Annotated in this window: 23 protein-coding genes and 11 tRNA genes; 32 read left to right on the top strand and 2 right to left on the bottom strand. The window is 40.7% G+C overall.

Annotation, left to right across the window (positions count from 1 at the left end):
- The first annotated feature begins 20 nt into the window (after window positions 1-20).
- The 6 genes from ACQKL0_RS19750 to ACQKL0_RS19725 all read left to right on the top strand — a co-directional run bounded on the left by ACQKL0_RS19750 (window position 21) and on the right by ACQKL0_RS19725 (window position 5572).
- On the top strand, window positions 21-350 hold the full coding sequence (locus tag ACQKL0_RS19750) for a hypothetical protein (RefSeq protein WP_427689143.1): 330 nt from the start codon (window positions 21-23) through the stop codon (window positions 348-350).
- Complete coding sequence (locus ACQKL0_RS19745; protein WP_402959811.1) at window positions 325-756, top strand: ATP-binding protein; 432 nt, start codon at window positions 325-327, stop codon at window positions 754-756. The genes ACQKL0_RS19750 and ACQKL0_RS19745 overlap by 26 nt, the downstream gene beginning before the upstream one ends.
- On the top strand, window positions 737-1036 hold the full coding sequence (locus ACQKL0_RS19740) for an STAS domain-containing protein (protein WP_427689140.1): 300 nt from the start codon (window positions 737-739) through the stop codon (window positions 1034-1036). The genes ACQKL0_RS19745 and ACQKL0_RS19740 overlap by 20 nt, the downstream gene beginning before the upstream one ends.
- 902 nt (window positions 1037-1938) lie before the next feature.
- A complete protein-coding gene (locus ACQKL0_RS19735) occupies window positions 1939-3429 on the top strand; it encodes a DEAD/DEAH box helicase (RefSeq protein WP_402875995.1) in 1491 nt (496 codons plus the stop codon).
- Between the two features lie 216 nt (window positions 3430-3645).
- The gene (locus ACQKL0_RS19730) at window positions 3646-4119 is read left to right on the top strand and encodes a PH domain-containing protein (protein WP_402875993.1); all 474 of its coding nucleotides are present in this window, start codon (window positions 3646-3648) and stop codon (window positions 4117-4119) included.
- Window positions 4112-5572 carry a PH domain-containing protein gene (locus ACQKL0_RS19725; protein WP_427689138.1) on the top strand — a complete coding sequence of 487 codons (1461 nt, stop codon included), beginning with the start codon at window positions 4112-4114 and terminating at the stop codon, window positions 5570-5572. Before ACQKL0_RS19730 ends, ACQKL0_RS19725 begins: the two co-directional genes overlap by 8 nt.
- Before the next feature lie 31 nt (window positions 5573-5603).
- On the opposite strand, the gene ACQKL0_RS19720 is transcribed toward ACQKL0_RS19725, so the two are convergent.
- Window positions 5604-6194, bottom strand: a complete 591-nt coding sequence (locus ACQKL0_RS19720) for a rhomboid family intramembrane serine protease (RefSeq protein ID WP_402875990.1) — start codon at window positions 6192-6194, stop codon at window positions 5604-5606.
- 105 nt (window positions 6195-6299) lie between these two features.
- Between ACQKL0_RS19720 and acpS the strand changes: the two genes are divergently transcribed.
- The 14 genes from acpS to ACQKL0_RS19650 all read left to right on the top strand — a co-directional run bounded on the left by acpS (window position 6300) and on the right by ACQKL0_RS19650 (window position 17641).
- Window positions 6300-6653, top strand: coding sequence for a holo-ACP synthase (gene acpS / locus ACQKL0_RS19715; RefSeq protein ID WP_427689136.1), 354 nt, complete (start codon window positions 6300-6302; stop codon window positions 6651-6653).
- A gap of 236 nt (window positions 6654-6889) precedes the next feature.
- On the top strand, window positions 6890-7894 hold the full coding sequence (locus tag ACQKL0_RS19710) for a LolA family protein (RefSeq protein WP_402875986.1): 1005 nt from the start codon (window positions 6890-6892) through the stop codon (window positions 7892-7894).
- A 245-nt stretch (window positions 7895-8139) separates the two neighbouring features.
- Window positions 8140-9297, top strand: coding sequence for an alanine racemase (alr, locus tag ACQKL0_RS19705; protein WP_427689134.1), 1158 nt, complete (start codon window positions 8140-8142; stop codon window positions 9295-9297).
- 162 nt (window positions 9298-9459) lie between these two features.
- The gene (locus ACQKL0_RS19700) at window positions 9460-9741 is read left to right on the top strand and encodes a CopG family ribbon-helix-helix protein (RefSeq protein ID WP_034306380.1); all 282 of its coding nucleotides are present in this window, start codon (window positions 9460-9462) and stop codon (window positions 9739-9741) included.
- A gap of 7 nt (window positions 9742-9748) precedes the next feature.
- Window positions 9749-10099, top strand: coding sequence for a type II toxin-antitoxin system PemK/MazF family toxin (locus ACQKL0_RS19695; RefSeq protein WP_402876030.1), 351 nt, complete (start codon window positions 9749-9751; stop codon window positions 10097-10099).
- A gap of 414 nt (window positions 10100-10513) precedes the next feature.
- Window positions 10514-11347: an STAS domain-containing protein gene (locus tag ACQKL0_RS19690; RefSeq protein WP_402959799.1), complete on the top strand. Its 834-nt coding sequence runs from the start codon at window positions 10514-10516 to the stop codon at window positions 11345-11347.
- A complete protein-coding gene (locus ACQKL0_RS19685) occupies window positions 11344-11700 on the top strand; it encodes an STAS domain-containing protein (RefSeq protein ID WP_402875980.1) in 357 nt (118 codons plus the stop codon). Before ACQKL0_RS19690 ends, ACQKL0_RS19685 begins: the two co-directional genes overlap by 4 nt.
- A 3-nt stretch (window positions 11701-11703) precedes the next feature.
- Window positions 11704-12105 carry an anti-sigma regulatory factor gene (locus tag ACQKL0_RS19680; protein ID WP_402875978.1) on the top strand — a complete coding sequence of 134 codons (402 nt, stop codon included), beginning with the start codon at window positions 11704-11706 and terminating at the stop codon, window positions 12103-12105.
- Window positions 12106-12113: 8 nt separating this feature from the next.
- Window positions 12114-13124 (top strand): PP2C family protein-serine/threonine phosphatase, encoded by a 1011-nt coding sequence (locus ACQKL0_RS19675; protein ID WP_427689132.1) that lies wholly within the window; start codon window positions 12114-12116, stop codon window positions 13122-13124.
- Between the two features lie 62 nt (window positions 13125-13186).
- Window positions 13187-13519 (top strand): anti-sigma factor antagonist, encoded by a 333-nt coding sequence (locus ACQKL0_RS19670; protein ID WP_402875975.1) that lies wholly within the window; start codon window positions 13187-13189, stop codon window positions 13517-13519.
- Window positions 13516-13989 (top strand): anti-sigma B factor RsbW, encoded by a 474-nt coding sequence (rsbW, locus tag ACQKL0_RS19665; protein ID WP_402875973.1) that lies wholly within the window; start codon window positions 13516-13518, stop codon window positions 13987-13989. The genes ACQKL0_RS19670 and rsbW overlap by 4 nt, the downstream gene beginning before the upstream one ends.
- A complete protein-coding gene (sigB, locus tag ACQKL0_RS19660; protein ID WP_402875971.1) occupies window positions 13967-14755 on the top strand; it encodes an RNA polymerase sigma factor SigB in 789 nt (262 codons plus the stop codon). Before rsbW ends, sigB begins: the two co-directional genes overlap by 23 nt.
- A gap of 62 nt (window positions 14756-14817) precedes the next feature.
- Window positions 14818-15363, top strand: a complete 546-nt coding sequence (locus ACQKL0_RS19655) for a PP2C family serine/threonine-protein phosphatase (RefSeq protein WP_402959825.1) — start codon at window positions 14818-14820, stop codon at window positions 15361-15363.
- Between the two features lie 100 nt (window positions 15364-15463).
- Window positions 15464-17641: a Tex family protein gene (locus tag ACQKL0_RS19650; RefSeq protein WP_402992014.1), complete on the top strand. Its 2178-nt coding sequence runs from the start codon at window positions 15464-15466 to the stop codon at window positions 17639-17641.
- A gap of 75 nt (window positions 17642-17716) precedes the next feature.
- Here the strand turns inward: ACQKL0_RS19650 and cmpA are convergent, their stop codons facing one another.
- Window positions 17717-17836 (bottom strand): cortex morphogenetic protein CmpA, encoded by a 120-nt coding sequence (cmpA, locus tag ACQKL0_RS19645; RefSeq protein ID WP_402875969.1) that lies wholly within the window; start codon window positions 17834-17836, stop codon window positions 17717-17719.
- Between the two features lie 85 nt (window positions 17837-17921).
- Here cmpA and ACQKL0_RS19640 point away from each other — a divergent pair, with 85 nt between their 5' ends.
- From ACQKL0_RS19640 to ACQKL0_RS19585, 12 genes are all read left to right on the top strand, one after another.
- A complete protein-coding gene (locus ACQKL0_RS19640; protein ID WP_402875966.1) occupies window positions 17922-18401 on the top strand; it encodes a SprT family protein in 480 nt (159 codons plus the stop codon).
- A 131-nt stretch (window positions 18402-18532) separates the two neighbouring features.
- A tRNA-Asn gene (locus ACQKL0_RS19635) sits at window positions 18533-18607 on the top strand.
- Window positions 18608-18614: 7 nt separating this feature from the next.
- Window positions 18615-18705, top strand: a tRNA-Ser gene (locus tag ACQKL0_RS19630).
- A gap of 16 nt (window positions 18706-18721) precedes the next feature.
- Window positions 18722-18793: transfer RNA gene (locus tag ACQKL0_RS19625), tRNA-Glu, on the top strand.
- Window positions 18794-18817: 24 nt separating this feature from the next.
- Window positions 18818-18893: transfer RNA gene (locus ACQKL0_RS19620), tRNA-Asp, on the top strand.
- 81 nt (window positions 18894-18974) lie between these two features.
- Window positions 18975-19049: transfer RNA gene (locus tag ACQKL0_RS19615), tRNA-Gln, on the top strand.
- A 10-nt stretch (window positions 19050-19059) separates the two neighbouring features.
- Window positions 19060-19135: transfer RNA gene (locus ACQKL0_RS19610), tRNA-Lys, on the top strand.
- A gap of 15 nt (window positions 19136-19150) precedes the next feature.
- Window positions 19151-19232, top strand: a tRNA-Leu gene (locus ACQKL0_RS19605).
- Between the two features lie 55 nt (window positions 19233-19287).
- Window positions 19288-19373 (top strand) — tRNA-Leu (locus ACQKL0_RS19600).
- A gap of 18 nt (window positions 19374-19391) precedes the next feature.
- A tRNA-Arg gene (locus tag ACQKL0_RS19595) sits at window positions 19392-19468 on the top strand.
- 7 nt (window positions 19469-19475) lie between these two features.
- A tRNA-Pro gene (locus ACQKL0_RS19590) sits at window positions 19476-19552 on the top strand.
- 32 nt (window positions 19553-19584) lie between these two features.
- Window positions 19585-19658: transfer RNA gene (locus ACQKL0_RS19585), tRNA-Gly, on the top strand.
- Window positions 19659-19764: the final 106 nt, after the last annotated feature.

Here is a 19764-nt window from a genome sequence, read left to right as displayed (position 1 = left end):
CTAAATTAAAGAGGTGACCTATGATGAAAGGGTACCTGGAATTTGAAGGGAAAACGTATGCATCAACGTATGAAATGACACAAGTTCTTCTAGAACAGGCGAATGAAAAGATTATTCGCATCGATGTGGGTGAACGGCCAAACACTCCCAAGGAAAGGCTTCCGATAAAGTTGTGGCTGTTGCAAATCGATCGATGCGTGGAAGAAAATATTACTTTAGAAACAAAAGCAATAATAGGTTCAGTCTGGAGCCAGTTTTACCGATTAGAACATCAGGAAGATTATATTCATCCATATCTTTCAAAAACTTTGGAGCAGATTCAAAATGCCAATAAAAAAAATTCAGGTTAGACAGTTGAATGTGAAAACGCTCGCCCAGACTGTAAATGAAATCATGCAGGAATTTGAAATGTTTAAGGTAAAGGATAGCTCTGAATTTTTGTTCTTTAATGTGAAATTAGTGATTTGGGAACTTTTATCGAACGTTATACAACATGAAGGTCAGGATAAAGCAGATCTAGAGATTGAGGAAGAAGCCTTCGAGAGAATCTCCATAAAAATTCATTCATTTGCTGGAGGGTTTAATTGGGAGAGCTATAGGAAGATGGAATGCCCCGATGTGAGTAATGAAGGGGGCAGGGGCTTATACTTGATCCAGCAATTATGTGAGTTTTCCTTTGATGAGGCAGGAAAAAGAGCTACAGCGGTATTTAATGTGAAAGAGGTGGTGGGCGCGCATGCTTCATGTCCATATTGATCAAAATACGTTTAATGTGCATATCTTAAGTGATATTCATTATGAGAACTCGTCCTATCTTGAAAGGCTCTTGAATACCTTCCAGGTTCCGGATAATATAGATCGCCTTCAAATCGATTTATCAAAAGTGAAATTTATTGATAGCACCGGCATTAGTTTCCTCGTTAAATGGTTATATCCATTATCCGCAAACTTGGAAATAGAAATGACGGGTGCAACGAAGCCTGTGAAAAAGATATTGTCCATTTGTAAAATGGAACAATTCGTTTTATTGGTCTAAATGGGAAGGAGTTCGGGTACCATATGGGTACCCGGCTTTTTTTTATTTCGGAATCGGTTGGGCATCGTTCCTTATTTCACTTCTAGGAGAAAAACCCGATGAATGGGTATCAAGACTATTGTTTTTGGGGGAAATGGATATTTGACATGTCGGCTTCCCGCCGTATTCTTTATAAGTAACGATGGATACGAAAATATCCTTTATTGCAATAACAGTTTGAAAATGGTAATATGAAGTATGAGTTTAAATGTCTTATCATTGATGAATAATTAATTAGATTAATCAGGTTGAGGCAACATTTTGTTTCTTCTTTCATGTTTTTCATGAGGTTTTTTGAGATTATTTTAGATTAAATAGGCCGCGCGTCTGGTCATATATAAAAGCTGCGTACCACAGTGGCTTTAGTAGCTAATAGGGAAATAAGCTGCATTTAGCGTCTTTCCACTTCTGCACATCCTCAACGCACCGGGCCTGTTTTGTATAAGAATCTTGGCGCTCGTCAAGTTTTATTCAGACAGACTTTTAAGTCTGTGGAATAATAGGTGCAGCAGCCCTCACCTGAAATAAAACGGTGAATAACCGTTTATGCTACTTTTAATTTTCCATTTTGAATTTAATTTTGGTTACATGCACTTTTAAAAAGATGGGCGTATGTTAAAAATAAGTCTACACGTGCGCAATGCATTAAATGCCAGTGAAACGCAAGTACTGGTATATTTCCTTTTTAAAAAATCATATTGAGTTCATTAGAGCTAAAAGGTAGATATTCTTTTAGGTGATAATGATAAACTTTTTCATAAGAATAAAGTAGAACATCTGTCATGATGATGAGGATTTGAACTAATCAATTCGTGCATTGAATGCACGTGTAAATTTACGATATAAAAAGGAGTACGAAAACATTGACATTGTTTAGCGAATTAGGTTTAGATAGAACGTCTATGAAATCAATAGAAAAAATGGGATTTGAAGAAGCGAGTCCGATTCAAGCCCAAACGATTCCTCTAGCACTTGAAGGTAAAGATATTATTGGTCAAGCGCAAACGGGAACAGGTAAAACAGCAGCATTCGGTATTCCATTGATGGAAAACATCGATATTGCCAACGAAAATGTGCAAGGGATTGTTATTGCACCTACTCGTGAGCTTGCCATTCAAGTTTCTGAAGAACTTTTCAAACTTGGTTACGGAAAGCGCGCTCGTGTATTAGCAGTGTACGGAGGACAAGACATCGACCGTCAAATCCGTGCCTTAAAGAAAAAACCACATATCATCGTTGGTACACCTGGTCGTCTGTTAGATCATATCAAACGTAAAAACATAAAATTAGGTGGAGTTCACACTGTAGTCCTTGATGAAGCGGATGAAATGCTTAACATGGGATTCATTGAGGATATCGAGTCTATCCTTTCAACGGTTCCTGATGAAAGACAAACATTGCTTTTCTCAGCTACAATGCCTGACCCAATCCGTAAAATTGCAGAACGTTTCATGCATGAACCAGTTCTTGTTCGTGTAAAAGCGAAAGAGATGACTGTTGACCGCATCGAACAATACTACTTGGAATTAAGAGAAAGTGAAAAATTCGATACATTAGCACGTCTTTTCGATATCCAAACACCAGAACTTGCCATCGTATTCGGACGTACAAAACGTCGCGTCGATGAATTGTCTTCTGCATTGAATATCCGTGGCTATAGTGCTGAAGGAATTCACGGTGACCTTAGCCAAGCGAAGCGTATTTCTGTATTGAAGAAATTCAAAGAAGGAAATCTTGATGTCCTTGTCGCTACGGACGTAGCCGCTCGTGGACTTGATATTTCCGGTGTAACGCATGTATACAACTTTGATATTCCTCAAGACCCAGAAAGTTACGTTCACCGTATCGGTCGTACAGGACGTGCCGGTAAACATGGTATTGCAATCACATTTGTAACACCAAGAGAAAGAGGGCAACTTCAAGCAGTTGAACATACAACTAGAAAACGTATGGAGAGAATGAAAACTCCTACTTCAACTGAAGCGTTGCAAGGGCAACAAAAAGCAGTAACGGAGAAAGTTCTTTCTGCAATCGAGAATGACGATTTATCGTTATACCTTGGTCAAGCTGAAGAGTTATTAAAACAACATAGTGCAGCTGATTTAGTTGCAGCTATGCTTAAGTCAATGACGAAAGAACCGGATCAAACTCCGATTAAATTAACTGAAGAATCTCCTTCAATGCGTCGTAACCGTGGTGGAAGCAGTTCGTCTAACAGACCGCGTAATGGACGTAGTTCTTCAGGCAGAAAAGATTACGGTAGCGGGGCAAACAAACGTCCTAGCTCGAACCGTAAATCTAATGGCTATGGCAACCGTAGCACAAGCCAAAAAAGAGAAAAATCTAGCAATTAATTGAAATGAATTTCGATAAATAAGTCGCTCATCTGAGCGGCTTATTTTTTATTCAATAAAGTGTTTAAGTGGATGTTTTTGTAATAAATAGAATTAAATGAATGAGGTAGTTGTAAGAAAAGTTTGAATTCTGTACAATGAGGTATATCAAATTGGATGCACACCAATGTGTGGAATAACAAGAGCATTCATTTTAAATCGGAAAAGGAGGGTACTATGGAACCTCAAAGCCTCATATCCCATAAGGCACTGACTGCTTGGAAATTCAGTGGGCTTATTGGCTGTTCAATCATTTGGGTTTTGAGCTTGGTCATTTTAGTGCTGACGATCATTCAAGGGTGGACTTATTGGATCTTTGGAGCGTTGCTTATCTTCTCTTTCGTTCAATGTTACCTGACCGTATTTTTGATTCCTTCTTTACGCTGGAAAAGATGGCGTTATGACGTGCGAAATACGGAGATTGATATCCAAAGTGGGATTTTTGTGATTAAAAGGACCCTCATCCCGATGATTCGGGTACAGCATGTTGAAACGAAGCAAGGCCCCTTATTAAGGAAGTATGATTTGGCATCCGTGGAAATATCCACAGCTGCAACGGTGCATATTATACCTGCTCTGGATTTAACGGAAGCGGATGAATTACGGCACTATATTTCCAGGATGGCCAGTGTGGAGGAAGAAGATGTTTGAACCGAAACGGCTTCACCCCATTGCTGTCCTTCTCAATATCATTAAATCGATAAAAGAGTTGGTTTTGCCATTCTTGATAGTGATCGTGTTACCAGGGCAAAATAATGATGTCCCGGGATGGGTCCAGCCATTAGTTATCGGCGTCGTTGTGCTCTTGCTCGTTATTCGTGCTTTCATACAATGGTTGCGCTTTACATACCGGTTAGAGTCCGGGGAGCTCAGGATAGAATCCGGCGTATTCATCAGGAAGAAGCGTTATATTAAGTTTGACCGGATACATAGTATCGATATTTCAGAGGGGATTATCCAACGCATATTCAGGCTTGTGAAAGTGAATATCGAAACGGCTGGTGGCACTCAGGCTGATGCCGTTTTGTCCGCCATTAGAAAAAGCGAAGCGAATCAGCTGAATACAATAATTATTGAGGAGAAAAAGAAAAAAACTTCTTCTGACATCCTTGAAGGGGAACGTACAGAAGAAGATTTACACGTCGTGGAAAAAGATAGAGCTTCCTCTACTTTTAAGCAAGCGTTGCCTCAACTTTTTGTTATGGCGGCAACGTCGGGGGCAATCGGTGTATTCTTATCCGGTGGAATCGCTTTTATATCACAGTTCGATGAAATCATTCCTTTTGAAAAAATCTTCAAGAATTATGAAGAGTATATCGGGCTCGGGTCAGTCATACTAACTGGTTTTGCCATTTTGGGCTTATTGGTCGTTTACGTGTTGGCCACTGTGAGTATGGTCATTAGATATGCCAACTTCACCGCTTTGAGGACAGGTGAGGAGCTTGTTATTACAAGGGGATTGTTGGAGAAAAAACAATTAACGATTCCCATCCGCAAGGTCCAGGGGATTCGGATCATGGAAAATCTCGTACGTAAGCCATTGGGATTGGCCACTGTGTATTTGGAGTATGCTGGGGGAAGTGTGGAAGATCGTGAAAGTCTTTCCATCATGCTCTTTCCGTTAATTAAAAAGAAACACTTGCCTGATAAAATCCAAGAATTTTTACCAGGCTATGAAACGGTAGTGGATATAACGCCTTTGCCTAGACGTGCTTATTATCGTTATGTCATCCGCAAAGCAATCGTATTCATCCCGATTATCGCGGTCCTCATATGGTTCTTCAGAACATGGGGATTTTTCTCCTTATTACTGATTCCACTTGCCTTCCTTTGGTCCTATTTGCAGTTCATAGAGGCCGGGTGGAAGACCCAGGGGGACTTATTGATACTGAGCAGCCGTTTAATCTCCAAGCAGACTTTAATCATGCCAAGAAACAGGATTCAATCGCTTACATATAAAAAGGGATATTTCCAGAAGCGAAGCCATTTAGCGACGATATCAGCTTCCATAAAGTCAGGAATCAGCTCCCAAGTGGGTACAGTGGTTGATATAGAAGATAAGGATTGCCATCTAATTGAAAAGTGGTACCTGCACAATAAGTAGCCGACTCCGTATTTAGAGTCGGCTGTTCGGTTTACCATTTTTTTCTCCAGAAAAGGGGCGCTGTCAAAAAACCGGCAGCCAGTCCCGCTAAATGACCGACAATGTTTATTTGTGGCTGAATAAATGTCATAATTACTGCAATGCCTGTTAACGTATAAACCGTATTTCTTTCATTGGTGGAAAAGTTGCTTTTATGAAAGAGGACAAGATAGAGGTAGAAGCCTAGTATGCCAAAAATTGCGCCGCTTGCACCTACGTGTGTATATGTGAGTGGCAGTAACAAGTAAGTGGCGATATTGGCTAGGATACCGGTCATTAAAAAAAAGATGGCGAATTTAACAAAGCCAAGGTATTTTTCGAGGGCTGGACCGAAGATGGCAAGAGAAAACCCATTAAAAAGTAAATGTGTAAACGTCCCATGCAGAAAAATAGGTGTAATCAAACGCCACCATTGGCCCTCGGCAATGTACAGGTTCACGCCTGTACCATAATAAAAAAGAACATTACCAGGAAACAAAGGGAATAGGTTGAAAACAAACACGATCATCATCATGAACATGAGGCCGGTTACGGCGCGATAAGAAGACACGTATTCGCGAAAACTTTCTGTTCTTGTAAACATGGAATTCTCCTTATTATTGGATTTCTATACATATAATATCATTTTTTAGGAGGTATCGTCCTCTGATAATATGCAAGATAGTAACTTAGTAGAAGAGGTGTTGAAGTGATTAAAGGAATTGGTGTGGATATAACGGAGTTGGATAGGATTGAATTGCTGCTTAGTCGGCAGCCTCGCTTCAAAAATCGCATATTAACCGATTCAGAAATTTTACTGTTTGATAAGTTGCAAGGCAGAAGGAAGATTGAGTATTTTGCTGGCCGTTTTGCTGCCAAGGAAGCCTTTTCAAAAGCAGTGGGGACTGGAATTGGGAGGCATCTATCTTTCTTGGATATAGAAATTGTTTCAGATGGAAATGGAAAGCCCATGATTATCAAGCCATTTTCTGAAGGTGTCCATCTTTCAATCAGTCATAGCCGTGACTATGCGATTGCCCACGTCGTAGTTGAAGGGGACTGATTGAGTTTGTCTTATCGGGTCATAAACCTCAAGGTTGTCTCATATACATTTAGTGCTATAGGGAGACAAGGCCCGGTAAAAGGTACATGGCAGAGTAGGTGCTCTCAAAAAGGTTTTGGCAGGACGGGAAAAGTCGTGTCTAAAATCTTGGGATGCAAGTCATCAGTCGAGCCAATGTCCGGATCCTGCCTTTTCCTCTCCCTTTTACGTTCAAATGACAAAAAGGGGTTGAAAAGATGAAGAAGATGGTAATGCTTTTTGCAGGGATCATGCTCTTGCTTGCTCTTTCTGCTTGCGGCCAAAAATCACAGGGTGATGTAGTGAGCGATTTAAATGAAAAGATTGGGGAAATGAAGGGGTATAAGGCAAACGCGAAAATGACGCTGAAGATGGGGACGGAGCCTCAAGTGTACACTGTGGAAATTTGGCATAAAAATCCTGCGTTTTACCGAGTGAATCTAAAAAATGAAGAGAAGGACCAGAGTCAAATGATTTTGAAAAACGATGATGGTGTGTATGTACTGACGCCCGCTTTGAACAAAAGCTTCAAGTTTCAAAGTGAATGGCCGGAAAACAGTAGCCAGGCCTATTTGTATGAATCATTGGTGAAAGATATCACGGAAGATAAAAGCGCAACATATAAAGAAACGGATAAGCATTATGTTTTCGAGACCAAAACACGCTACCAAAACAATAAGATGCTTCCTTTTCAAGAAATCACACTCAATAAAAAGGACCTATCCCCGGTAAGCGTTAAGGTCATGGATCCGGATAAAACAGCATTAGTCCTGGTGGAATTCTCTAAAGTGAAATTTGATACGACATTCGACAAGGATGCATTCGATATGAAAAAGAACATGACAAGTGCCCAACTTGAAGCTCCTGTCATGGCAGAAGTGAAGGATGAAGGATTTTCCGTTAAATATCCATCCAATCTTGATGATATGAATCTAACAGAAGAAAAGAAAATTGCAGCTGATGGGGGAGATCGTGTCATCCTGACCTATGAAGGGTCAACTAGTTTTACATTAGTGCAAGAAAAAGCTAAAGTAGTCCAAACCTCTGTTTCTACCAATGTCAATGGAGAGCCTGTCGACTTAGGTTTTACAGTGGGGGCGATGACGGGAAATACAGTAGCCTGGACCTTTGAAGGTGTGGATTACATGTTAGCTTCGAAGGACTTAACACAGGAAAAGATGATAGAAATAGCCCGTTCTGTTGGTGGAGATTCTGTTAAGTAAGGCGAAGAATTCAATCAAGCTAGGCTTTCCCACAATTACATTGGGCTGGGAGGGCCTTGGCTTGCCATTGAATAGAAGAATATATCTGTACTGAAGTAATCGGTCGTTTAGTCGGTATATAAAATTTTGGTAAAAAAAGCACTTTATCTTTCTATCCGTTAGTAATAGAATGGGCTATAATAAAAAACAAACTTCTATAATGAGAAGAAATCGTTATTGGTGATGTCAGAAAGAAGGAACGGGTTTTGGAAACACAAGGGTTTCATCGTGATACTTGGGCAGAAGTGAACTTAGATAGTGTGTATGAAAATATTTCAACCATGAAGAACAGACTACCGTCCAGTGTTAGTCTGTTTGCTGTGGTCAAAGCAAATGCATATGGTCATGGAGATTACGAAGTGGCTCAAACTGCATTGCAAGCAGGTGCCGACTTTTTATGTGTCGCATTTCTTGATGAGGCACTAGCATTAAGAGAAAAGGGAATAACCGCCCCCATTTTAGTTCTAGGGGCTTCGAGACCCGAAAGTGCTGGGATAGCTGCCGGACATGGCATATCGTTGACTGTTTTTGATCGTGATTGGTTAATAAAGGCAAGTCATATACTCAAGGCAGGGCAGGTTCTGGACGTTCATGTGAAAGTGGATAGTGGGATGGGCAGAATTGGTGTTCGTACGACAGAACAGCTCAAGGAATTGGAAAGTTCAATTCAACAGGAAGCATGCTTCAACTTTCAAGGGGTATTCACTCATTTTGCAACGGCAGATGAACTGGATACGGATTATTATGAAAAGCAACTTGAATTATTCAAAAAAATGCTATCGGTATTGACTAGGAAACCTCCTTACATTCATGCTGCTAATAGTGCAGCGTCCTTAAGGTTCCCTGAAGCCGATTTCAATGCAATCAGAATGGGAATCTCCATGTATGGGTTAAGCCCCTCCCAAGAAATGCTTGGTCTTTTACCATTTCCTTTGAAACAGGCGATCTCTTTAAAAACCAAGATCGTCGCCGTTAAGCAACTCGCTAAGGGCGATAGTGTCAGCTACGGAGCTACGTATACGGCTAGTGAGGATGAATGGATTGCTACTTTGCCGATCGGGTATGCCGATGGTTGGATCCGTAAGCTTCAAGGGCAGGAAGTTATTGTAGAAGGACAAAGGGTCCCCATCGTAGGCAGGATTTGCATGGATCAGTGTATGATCAAATTACCTCGTCCTTTCCCGGTGGGAACGGAAGTGACCCTAATTGGCGAGAATGGAAATGAGTCGATATCGGTAGATGAAATAGCGACCAAGCTTGAAACGATCAATTATGAGGTAACATGCATGTTAGGAGCGAGAGTTCCACGGTTATATCTGAAAAACGGCATGTTTAGCCATGTACGCAATATACTATTAGGATAGACGGGATTGTAAGAAAATCCAAAGTTTGTGAATAAGAAATCCATTATTATGCTGATAATAGAATGGAGAAATGGAATATACTCTTTGCAGATAGGAATTTTAATGGTAATATTGAAAAGGATATATAATAAAGGTGTGTAGTGATGGTGGAGGTGTATGTTTGTGTCTGAATCCAGCGCAACAAGAGAGATATTAATTCGATTACCTCAAAATTTTTTAACTGAACTAGATGGGTATGCGAGTGAAGAAAATGTTAATCGCAGTGAATTTATTTATCGTGCCACAAAAATGTATCTTCGCGAACGTAAAAAGAAAGAATTTCGCGAATCAATGAAACGCGGTTATATCGAAATGGCGGCCATTAATTTGACGATTGCTTCTGAAGCTTTTCAAGCTGAGTTCGAGGCTGGGCATTGCGTTGAACGTTTAGTTAGCGGAGGCTGAGCCATTGATTGTTGTAAAGCGTGGTGACGTGTACTTCGCAGACCTTTCTCCGGTAGTAGGGTCAGAGCAAGGTGGAACCCGTCCGGTACTCATTCTACAAAATGATATTGGTAATCGCTTTAGTCCGACTGTGATAGTGGCAGCCATTACAGCTCAAATTCAAAAAGCGAAATTGCCTACACATGTTGAGATTAATGCGAAAAAGTACGGATTCGAACGTGATTCTGTCATTTTACTGGAACAGATCCGTACAATTGATAAGCAGCGTTTAACTGATAAAATAACACATCTTGACGATCCTATGATGCAAAAAGTCAATGAAGCTCTGCAAATTAGCTTAGGTCTGATTGAGTTTTAAAGAAAAAGTTTCCCGTCATTACGGGCGTTATTATAATTCGAATTCTATAAGGTAAAACTGGCGATTCCTTTTCTATAGGAATCGTTTTTTTTGCATACAAACTTTTGAGTGTATCGGTCAGTTTATCAAAAAATGATGGTGAAGCTATCGATTAAAGTTACTAAATAACCATTAAGCAGGAAATGGGAGGATTTTGACGAATAACAATTAGATAAGGGGTGTAAAGTGCTTGCAACGGCATTCCATTCCATTGATGTTTCTTGATGTGAATCTTGGGTAAAATGATGTGTTAGGACTATAAGGATCGATATATAGGATTGAAATAAAACTAAAATTGGAAAAGATTACAGTTCAGTAACATTGATGTGACGCAGAGGGTAAAACATAGTAATTGTGGTAAAATGGAGGGGTATTATGAATCAATTGGTTTACAATTTTATTAAACAAAACCAAGACTACATCCTAACTGAATGGATGAACATCATGAAGGAAAATACAGATGTGAGATTGATAAAAGTTGTCTCCGATAAGATGTTCACACAAACGAGTAGTGAATTTATAGATATGATAATCGCCCATGTCGATAGTAAGGACAGGGAGTTCACGTTGAAACTTTCGGATTTTGCCGAGAAAGTGGTCCAACTAGGGTGGCCCCTTACTTTCGTCAATGAAGGATTTCAAAAATTCTTGATTATCGTCATGCAAGGTATGGCTGATAAAGGTATTGTATCTCCAGATAATCAAATGGAGCTGGTTAATTATTTAAATAAATGGTCGACTCCGATAAGTAATGAAATCGTCAATATATATTCGCAAACCTGGGAAAGGACCGTCTCGTTGCAGAGAATGGCCTTACAGGAACTTTCGGCACCTTTAATTCCCGTATTGGAGGGCATCACGGTTATGCCTTTGGTCGGTACAATTGATACGGAACGTGCAAAGCAGATCATGGAAAATCTTTTGACGGGAGTGGTCAAGCACAGATCCGAAGTCGTTCTTATCGATATTACGGGTGTGCCGGTAGTCGATACCATGGTAGCTCATCATATTATTCAAGCAGGAGAAGCGGTTCGATTGGTGGGGGCAAGGTGCATATTATGCGGGATCCGGCCGGAAATTGCCCAAACGATCGTAAATCTAGGAATTAACTTGAATGAGGTAATTACAAAAAACACCTTGAAGAAGGGAATAGAGGTTGCGTTGGAATTAACGAGCCGAAAAATTGTAGAGGTGGAGAGAGACATATGAGGATTCCAATTTTAAAGCTTTATGACTGTTTGCTAGTCTCTATCCAATGGGAATTGGATGATATGACTGCCCTTCAATTTCAAGAAGATTTATTGGATAAGATCCATGAAACCAGTGCCAATGGTGTGGTGATTGATATTACTTCCATTGATTTTATAGATTCCTTTATCGCAAAGGTATTGGGAGATGTTTTCAGTATGTCAAAGCTTATGGGGGCCAAGGTTGTCATTACAGGAATCCAGCCGGCAGTTGCTATTACCTTAATAGAATTGGGAATTAGTCTCGAAGATGTCCTAACAGCTTTAGATCTAGAGAAGGGCCTGGAAAAATTACAACAGGAATTGGGGGATTAGTGTATGGGGGTCCAATCCTGCGTAAAAATTATTAATGAGTGGGACATAGTAGCTGCAAGGCAGCTTGGAAGGAACTTCGCTAAAGAACTGGGCTTTGGCACGGTAGACCAGGCTAGAATCACAACCGCCATAAGCGAATTGGCACGGAATATATACTTATATGCAGGACAAGGAAATGTGAGTCTGGAAAAATTGCTTGTAAACGGCAAGTCGGGCTTGAAAATCATTGCAGAAGATAACGGACCAGGTATACAGGATATCCGTAGAGTAATGGAGGACGGTTTTACGACCTCAGGGGGGTTGGGGGCAGGCCTGCCTGGAGCGAAACGCTTAATGGATGATTTCGATATTGAGTCGATACCGGGTGAGGGGACTAAGATTTCCGCCATCAAGTGGCTCCGTTAGGAGGGAATATGGATATAAGAGAAAAAATGGATAAAAAGTACCAGGAGGCGCTTTCTACCTATTTAAAAGATCAAAATGAACAAGCTCTCTATCAGGGTCAAAAAATCAGCAGATTAAATATTAAATATAATATATCCCCTGAAGAGATCATCAGTATGCATAAAAATAATCTAATGGCATTGTATCCGGATCTGCCAACCAAAGTGGTGGATTCATTCGATTTTCTATTAGAAGTCATGATGGGGTATGGCATTGCTTACCGTGAACATCAGAGTCTAAGGCACCAACAGCAGGAGCTGAAATCTGAAATAGAGATTGCGGCAAAGGTGCAACACACCCTTTTGGAAACGAAGATACCCGAAATCAAGAACTTGGATGTTGGCGTGATAAGTGTACCAGCCCGACAGATGAATGGGGATTACTATCACTTTGTTGAAGATGAACTTGGGTGTATTGGAATAGGCATTGCGGATGTAATCGGGAAAGGCATTCCTGCGGCCCTATGCATGTCGATGATCAAATACGCGATGGATAGCTTGCCGGAACACCGCCATGAACCGAAGAGTGTACTGGAAAGTTTAAATCGCGTCGTTGAACATAATGTGGATCCGAGCATGTTCATTACGATGTTTTATGGCTTATATAACCCTCATGATAAGCGGTTCACTTTTGCATCGGCCGGGCATGAGCCAGGGTTTTATTATGATGCGTCTGCCGGAACCTTCAGTGACTTGGATGCAAAAGGTTTACTGCTGGGCGTGGATAAAAAAACGAAATATAAACAATATGAAAAATTCGTAAAACCGGGTGACATGATCATCCTTTTATCCGATGGGGTAACGGAATGCCGTACGAGTGATGGTTTCATAGAGCGTGAAACCCTTATAGAATTCATTAAGAAGAACATGCACTTACAGCCGCAGGAAATAGTGAATAATCTTTATAAACAGTTGGAGAAAATGCAGAATTTTCAACTGCGGGACGATTTTACATTAATGATTTTCAAAGCGAATGTTTAGCTTTGAAAATCAAGGGTATATATAAATAAGAATTGATGAGGATGTAAAGAGGTGGGTCAAGGATGAATATAGCAGTAGATGTTAATGAGTTAAACACGGAATATACAGTTAAGCTTCAAGGCGAAATTGATGCCTATACAGCACCAAAGCTTAGAGAATCATTATTTCCACTATCAGAGCAAGAGAATGTTTCAATTATTATTGATTTAAAGGAAGTATCCTATATGGATAGCACGGGATTGGGCGTATTCGTTGGTGCTTTTAAAAACGTAAGAGCACATAATGGCGAATTCACTTTAATAGGACTATCGGAAAGGTTACGACGTTTATTTGATATTACAGGTCTTGCAGATATTATTGATATTAAAAGTGGTACAGAGGGTGGGTTAGAATGAGTCAAGTATATGATTACATCGAAATGAAAATACCTGCAAAACCGGAATTCATCGGTGTCATTCGTTTAACACTTTCTGGGATAGGTAGCCGAATGGGATTTGCGTACGACGAAATTGAAGATTTGAAAATCGCTACAAGTGAAGCCTGTACGAATGCGGTTCAGCATGCGTATAAAGATAAAGAAAATGGCGAAGTGAAAGTAAGTTTTGGGCTCTATCCTGATCGTTTGGAAGTAATGGTTTCTGATAGTGGTGAAAGCTGTAATTTCGAAGAGGTACGTCAAGGGCTTGGACCATATGAACATGGAGAAAAAGTCGAATTCTTAAGAGAAGGAGGCTTGGGCCTTTACCTCATTGAAACCTTGATGGATGATGTGAAAATTCACCAGCATGAAGGGGTTACGGTTTTTATGACTAAGTTTTTAGAAGGAGAGCAGGTGGAGATGGATGCAAAAACAGTCTCAACCTAATCAAGCGCAAAGAGAAAAGGTAAATGAATGGATCAGAGCCTATCAGTTGAATCAGGATGATGAAGCACAAAGTAACTTAGTTATTCATTACAAGGGTTTAGTGGAGACGATTTCCAGGAAATACGCAAAGGGGAAATCGTTTCAAGAAGATATCTCTCAGGTCGGAATGATTGGTTTATTAGGTGCCATTCGCCGATATGACGAATCTTTCGGTAAAAGCTTCGAAGCGTTTGCGGTTCCTACGATAATCGGCGAAATTAAAAGATTCTTGCGGGATAAAACATGGAGTGTCCATGTTCCGAGAAGAATTAAAGAACTTGGACCGAAAATTAGAGTGACCGTTGAGGAATTAACGACCACGCTGCATCGTTCGCCAAGAATTGATGAGATAGCGGACCATATTGGGGTAGCCGAAGAAGAAGTCTTGGAAGCAATGGAGATGGGAAAAAGTTATCAAGCTTTATCCGTTGACCATTCCATCGAGGCAGATTCTGATGGCGGTACGGTTACGTTACTCGATATATTTGGAAACGTTGACGAAGGTTTCGAGCGTGTCAACCAACGATTAGTACTTGAAAAGGTTCTCCATGTATTGAGTGACCGTGAAAAGTTGATTATTCAATACACGTATTTAGAGAACTTAAGCCAAAAAGAAGCGGGCGACAAGCTTGGGATATCGCAAATGCATGTTTCAAGACTTCAACGTCGTGCAATTAAAAAGCTTCAGGAGGCAATTAATGCTGAAAATTCGGAGTTAATTCCGTGATTAAAGAGATTTTGCGAGAAGAAAATATAGAAGTCCTTGTCTCTCAAACCTCTAAAAACAATATGGTTTTTTGTGGTGATGATTACTTCTTTCTTCATGAGGAAGATTACTTTATTTGTGTTTTGGCTGATGGTCTCGGTAGTGGGGAACATGCATATGAATCTTCCCACGCGGTTATAGAGCAAGTCAAAATGCATCATCATTTAGATGTAGAGTCACTTATGGATGTATGTAATCAGGTATTGATTGCTAAACGGGGGGCGGCCGTCGCCATCATGAAGATTTATTATGAAGAGAAGGAGTTTGTCTACAGTTCAGTAGGGAACATCCGCTTTTTCCTATATAATCCGATGGATGACAAGTTGGTATATCCTCTCCCTGTTACCGGGTATTTGTCAGGTAGAAAGCAAAAGTACAGGACACAGAGATTTAAATATGAACAGAACGCAAAATTTATTTTTCATTCAGATGGACTGGAACTCAAAGGAGCTAAATCGTTTCTAAAGAGGAAGGTTCCTATCGAAAAAAATGCTCGTTGTATTTTAGAAAGCTGTCCACAAACAGCGGATGATACAACTCTTATTTTAGGAAGCTTACTTTCGCCATAAACGGAAGTGGGCTTTTTTGTATGCGAATTCGCACAATGATCGTTCATTTGCTAGACTATACATAGAAGAACAAAAAGGGTGGAGGTTTTATGAATTGGTAATGGTAGAAGATTCTTTGAACGTATTGATTAAGCAAATATCCAATGAGCTAACCTTAAAGAACAATCAAGTACAGAATGTCATACAGATGCTCCAGGATGGTAATACCGTGCCTTTTATAGCTCGTTATCGTAAAGAAATGACGGGTTCGCTAGATGAGGTACAGATCCGTTCGATTATGGACAGGTGGAATTACCTAGAGAACCTTGGTCAGAGAAAAGTCGAAGTCATCCGATCCATCAGTGAACAGGGTAAGATGACAGACGAATTGGCTTTACAGATCGATAAGGCAGGAAAGCTGCAGGAAGTCGAAGATCTTTATAGACCTTATAAACAAAAGAGAAGGACTAAGGCTACGGTTGCTAAGGAAAAAGGCCTGGAACCTCTGGCATTATGGTTACTTGAATGTAAGGTTTATGCTTCCGTCCGTGAAAAGGCAGAGGGATTCATATCAGATGAAAAAGAAGTCTCTTCTATAGAAGAAGCAATAGCAGGTGCTCAGGATATTATTGCTGAATTACTTTCTGATGATGCCGAATTAAGAAAATGGATCAGGGATGAGATTTTTAAGGCAGGCAAGTTGACCTCGACCGTGAAAAATGCTGAAAAGGATGAGAAAGCGATTTTCGAGATGTACTATGAATATGAGGAGCCCATTCATAAAATCGTTCCGCATCGGGTTTTAGCCCTTAATAGAGGTGAAAAGGAAGACATTTTACGAATATCAATACAACCGCGAACGGATATCATCATCAGTTACTTAGAACGGAAAGTGATTAAAAATAATCAGTCCGAAGTTGCTGAATTGCTTAAAGCCGCCATAGAAGACGGCTTCAAACGATTGATTTTACCTTCTATAGAGAGGGAAATCCGAAAAGAACTAACCGAAAAAGCGGAAGACCAAGCCATTCATATCTTTTCGGAAAACCTCCGGAATTTGCTTTTACAACCTCCGCTTAAAGGGAAAGTGGTGCTAGCTCTCGATCCTGCGTATCGAACGGGCTGTAAATTGGCTGTTATTGATGAGACAGGAAAGGTGATGGACATTAGTGTAATCTATCCACATCCTCCTGTAGGTAAGAAAGAAGCAGCCCGCACGAAAACGATAGAAATCCTTCAGCGCTTCAATGTAGAGATTGTTGCCATTGGAAACGGGACCGCTTCTAGGGAGTCTGAGCAGTTCATTGCTGATATTCTAAAGGAAATGAAAGGGAACATATCCTACATCATTGTCAATGAAGCGGGAGCGAGCGTGTATTCAGCTTCAGATATTGCCCGTGAGGAGTTTCCGGACCTTCAAGTCGAGCAGAGAAGTGCTGTATCGATTGGTAGGAGGTTACAAGATCCACTTGCTGAACTTGTTAAAATAGATCCTAAATCTGTAGGGGTAGGGCAGTACCAACATGATGTTTCCCAAAAAAAACTATCTGAATCTCTTACCTTCGTGGTTGAAACTGCCGTTAACCAAGTAGGGGTGAACGTCAATACCGCTTCTCCATCCCTATTACAATATGTAGCGGGGTTATCAAAATCTGTTGCACAAAATATCGTCAAAAAGAGAGAAGAAGAAGGAAAGTTCTCAAGTAGGAAGGAATTAAAAAAGATTCCTCGACTAGGCGCAAAAACATATGAGCAATGCATAGGCTTCTTACGCATTTTAAATGGCAAGGAACCGCTCGATCAAACAGCCATCCATCCGGAGAACTATGGAGCTGTGAATAAAATGCTAAAGAAAATCGGTTTCACTTCTGATGACCTTGGTAGTGATGAGTTGAATAAACAATTAGTCAGCTTAAATCCGAAAGAATTGGCTGATGAGTTGGATATCGGGGAAATAACGATTAAAGACATCATCGATGATTTGGTCAAACCAGGAAGAGATCCGAGAGACGAGCTTTCAAAACCCTTGCTTAAAAAGGACGTTTTGAAAATGGAAGATTTAAAGACCGGCATGGAACTACAAGGTACGGTGAGAAATGTTGTAGACTTCGGTGCATTTGTGGACATTGGCGTCAAACAAGATGGCCTCGTGCATATATCCAAACTTAGTAACCGTTTTATAAAGAATCCGATGGACGTTGTGGCTGTCGGAGACGTAGTAACCGTTTGGGTGGAACAAGTTGATGCTCAAAAACAGAGAGTGTCGCTGACCATGTTACAACCTAAGGACCAAAATTAATGAATGAAAAGACTCCTTCTTTTTTAGAAGGGGTTTTTTTATAGGAGAGCGAACACTACGTAAGTAGAATCATGATCATAAATGTAGCGTTTCTTTTTTTTGATAAAAAAACCAGCATTGATTCAACATTTTCACTTGATAATAATCCTTATCATAGAAAGCTCTTCTAATTTGGTTTTGAAACCATTTCGGCATAACACTAACCTCCCCAAAGATTCCTGTTGTTTTATTAGTCTATGTTATAATAGGTTGTCTTGTTACCATGGAAGGAGTGTGGGAGATGGATAATCAACAATTGCAAAAATTGGTTGAGGAAATTTCGATGAATCACTTTCAAAGGAAGTTTAAGCATCAAGCTAGCTTTAACCCACGACTTCGCACAACAGGTGGAAGGTACTTGCTTGGTACTCATAATATAGAAATAAACAAGAAATATTTCGAGGAACGTGGTTTGGAAGAATTGATTGGGATCATCAAACATGAATTATGTCACTATCATCTCCATCTTGAGAAGAAAGGGTACCAGCACCGGGATGCAGACTTTAAGCATTTACTGAAAAAAACGGGAGCCCCAAGATTCTGTTCGCCTTTGCCTTCGAATCAAGTTAAGAGGAAAAGGAATACAATTCAATATATATGTGCACAATGTCAGCAGGTATATTTAAGAAAAAAAAGAATTGATACTTCGAGATTTGTCTGTGGAAAGTGCCGAGGAACGTTGATTTACCAAGGGATTAAAGAAAAAGAAATAAAAAAATAAAAAAAAGAAAAAGATGTCTTGACTTTAACTCTGAACCTCTTTATAATCATAAGAGTCGACAAGATAACAACTTGTTCTTCACGACAACCACTAAGGTCCTTGAGCATAAAAAGGGAACCAACTTTCACTATTCCGCAGTAGCTCAGTGGTAGAGCATTCGGCTGTTAACCGAACGGTCGTAGGTTCGAGTCCTACCTGCGGAGCCATTTTTTTGGGGAAGTACTCAAGAGGCTGAAGAGGCGCCCCTGCTAAGGGTGTAGGTCGCGCGAGCGGCGCGAGGGTTCAAATCCCTCCTTCTCCGCCAGAAACATTTTAATTAAGGCCCATTGGTCAAGCGGTTAAGACACCGCCCTTTCACGGCGGTAACACGGGTTCGAATCCCGTATGGGTCACTTTTTTTCGTAACATTATTTGCTGGTCCCGTGGTGTAGCGGTTAACATGCCTGCCTGTCACGCAGGAGATCGCGGGTTCGATTCCCGTCGGGACCGCCATTATTTTTTTAAAAATAAACTCTTGCTAAAGTGATGTTATAGTGATATAATATTAACCTAGCTGTTAATGAGTTTGATTGATGGGCTATAGCCAAGCGGTAAGGCAACGGATTTTGATTCCGTCATGCGAAGGTTCGATCCCTTCTAGCCCAGCCATTTTCATTTAGAGCCATTAGCTCAGTTGGTAGAGCATCTGACTTTTAATCAGAGGGTCGAAGGTTCGAATCCTTCATGGCTCACCATTTTCATTTTATTACGCGGGTGTGGCGGAATTGGCAGACGCACCAGACTTAGGATCTGGCGCCGCAAGGCGTGGGGGTTCAAGTCCCTTCACCCGCATAACTTTCTACTTGACAACAAGTTGAAAAGGTGTTAAACTTACGAAGTCGCTTTCGCGGTCGTGGCGGAATGGCAGACGCGCTAGGTTGAGGGCCTAGTGGGGGAAACCCCGTGGAGGTTCGACTCCTCTCGGCCGCACCAATAACATCATAGAAATTAGCGCCCGTAGCTCAATTGGATAGAGCATCTGACTACGAATCAGAAGGTTGTAGGTTCGACTCCCGCCGGGCGCACCATATTTTACGGGAAGTAGCTCAGCTTGGTAGAGCACTTGGTTTGGGACCAAGGGGTCGCAGGTTCGAATCCTGTCTTCCCGACCATTATTTCTCGGAATCATTCATAATTATATAATGCGGGTGTAGTTTAGTGGTAAAACCTCAGCCTTCCAAGCTGATGATGAGAGTTCGATTCTCTTCACCCGCTCCATTATTACCATTATTGCTCTTTGAAAACTGAACAAAACAAAGCGCCAACGTAAATTTTGAGTGAGCACACACTATAAAAAAGCAAAATGAGCAAGTCAAACATTTCT

Origin of the sequence: Peribacillus sp. NPDC097264, from assembly GCF_050277925.1 — a bacterium.
Taxonomy (GTDB): Bacteria; Bacillota; Bacilli; order Bacillales; family DSM-1321; genus Peribacillus.
The sequence above is the reverse complement of the archived record's forward strand: the minus strand, read 5'-3'. Positions and strand labels throughout refer to the sequence as shown.

What these genes read in the sequence shown, in the direction of transcription:
- ACQKL0_RS19675 (WP_427689132.1), top strand. Translation starts at nt 12,114, where the DNA reads ATGGATATAAGAGAAAAAATGGATAAAAAGTACCAGGAGGCGCTTTCT.
- rsbW (WP_402875973.1), top strand. Translation starts at nt 13,516, where the DNA reads ATGAGTCAAGTATATGATTACATCGAAATGAAAATACCTGCAAAACCG.
- sigB (WP_402875971.1), top strand. Translation starts at nt 13,967, where the DNA reads ATGCAAAAACAGTCTCAACCTAATCAAGCGCAAAGAGAAAAGGTAAAT.
- ACQKL0_RS19740 (WP_427689140.1), top strand. Translation starts at nt 737, where the DNA reads ATGCTTCATGTCCATATTGATCAAAATACGTTTAATGTGCATATCTTA.
- ACQKL0_RS19690 (WP_402959799.1), top strand. Translation starts at nt 10,514, where the DNA reads ATGAATCAATTGGTTTACAATTTTATTAAACAAAACCAAGACTACATC.
- cmpA (WP_402875969.1), bottom strand. Translation starts at nt 17,836, where the DNA reads ATGCCGAAATGGTTTCAAAACCAAATTAGAAGAGCTTTCTATGATAAG.
- ACQKL0_RS19720 (WP_402875990.1), bottom strand. Translation starts at nt 6,194, where the DNA reads ATGTTTACAAGAACAGAAAGTTTTCGCGAATACGTGTCTTCTTATCGC.
- ACQKL0_RS19750 (WP_427689143.1), top strand. Translation starts at nt 21, where the DNA reads ATGATGAAAGGGTACCTGGAATTTGAAGGGAAAACGTATGCATCAACG.
- ACQKL0_RS19650 (WP_402992014.1), top strand. Translation starts at nt 15,464, where the DNA reads ATGGTAGAAGATTCTTTGAACGTATTGATTAAGCAAATATCCAATGAG.
- ACQKL0_RS19670 (WP_402875975.1), top strand. Translation starts at nt 13,187, where the DNA reads ATGAATATAGCAGTAGATGTTAATGAGTTAAACACGGAATATACAGTT.
- ACQKL0_RS19745 (WP_402959811.1), top strand. Translation starts at nt 325, where the DNA reads ATGCCAATAAAAAAAATTCAGGTTAGACAGTTGAATGTGAAAACGCTC.
- ACQKL0_RS19680 (WP_402875978.1), top strand. Translation starts at nt 11,704, where the DNA reads ATGGGGGTCCAATCCTGCGTAAAAATTATTAATGAGTGGGACATAGTA.
- ACQKL0_RS19655 (WP_402959825.1), top strand. Translation starts at nt 14,818, where the DNA reads ATGGTTTTTTGTGGTGATGATTACTTCTTTCTTCATGAGGAAGATTAC.
- ACQKL0_RS19685 (WP_402875980.1), top strand. Translation starts at nt 11,344, where the DNA reads ATGAGGATTCCAATTTTAAAGCTTTATGACTGTTTGCTAGTCTCTATC.
- ACQKL0_RS19710 (WP_402875986.1), top strand. Translation starts at nt 6,890, where the DNA reads ATGAAGAAGATGGTAATGCTTTTTGCAGGGATCATGCTCTTGCTTGCT.
- ACQKL0_RS19725 (WP_427689138.1), top strand. Translation starts at nt 4,112, where the DNA reads ATGTTTGAACCGAAACGGCTTCACCCCATTGCTGTCCTTCTCAATATC.
- ACQKL0_RS19640 (WP_402875966.1), top strand. Translation starts at nt 17,922, where the DNA reads ATGGATAATCAACAATTGCAAAAATTGGTTGAGGAAATTTCGATGAAT.
- ACQKL0_RS19730 (WP_402875993.1), top strand. Translation starts at nt 3,646, where the DNA reads ATGGAACCTCAAAGCCTCATATCCCATAAGGCACTGACTGCTTGGAAA.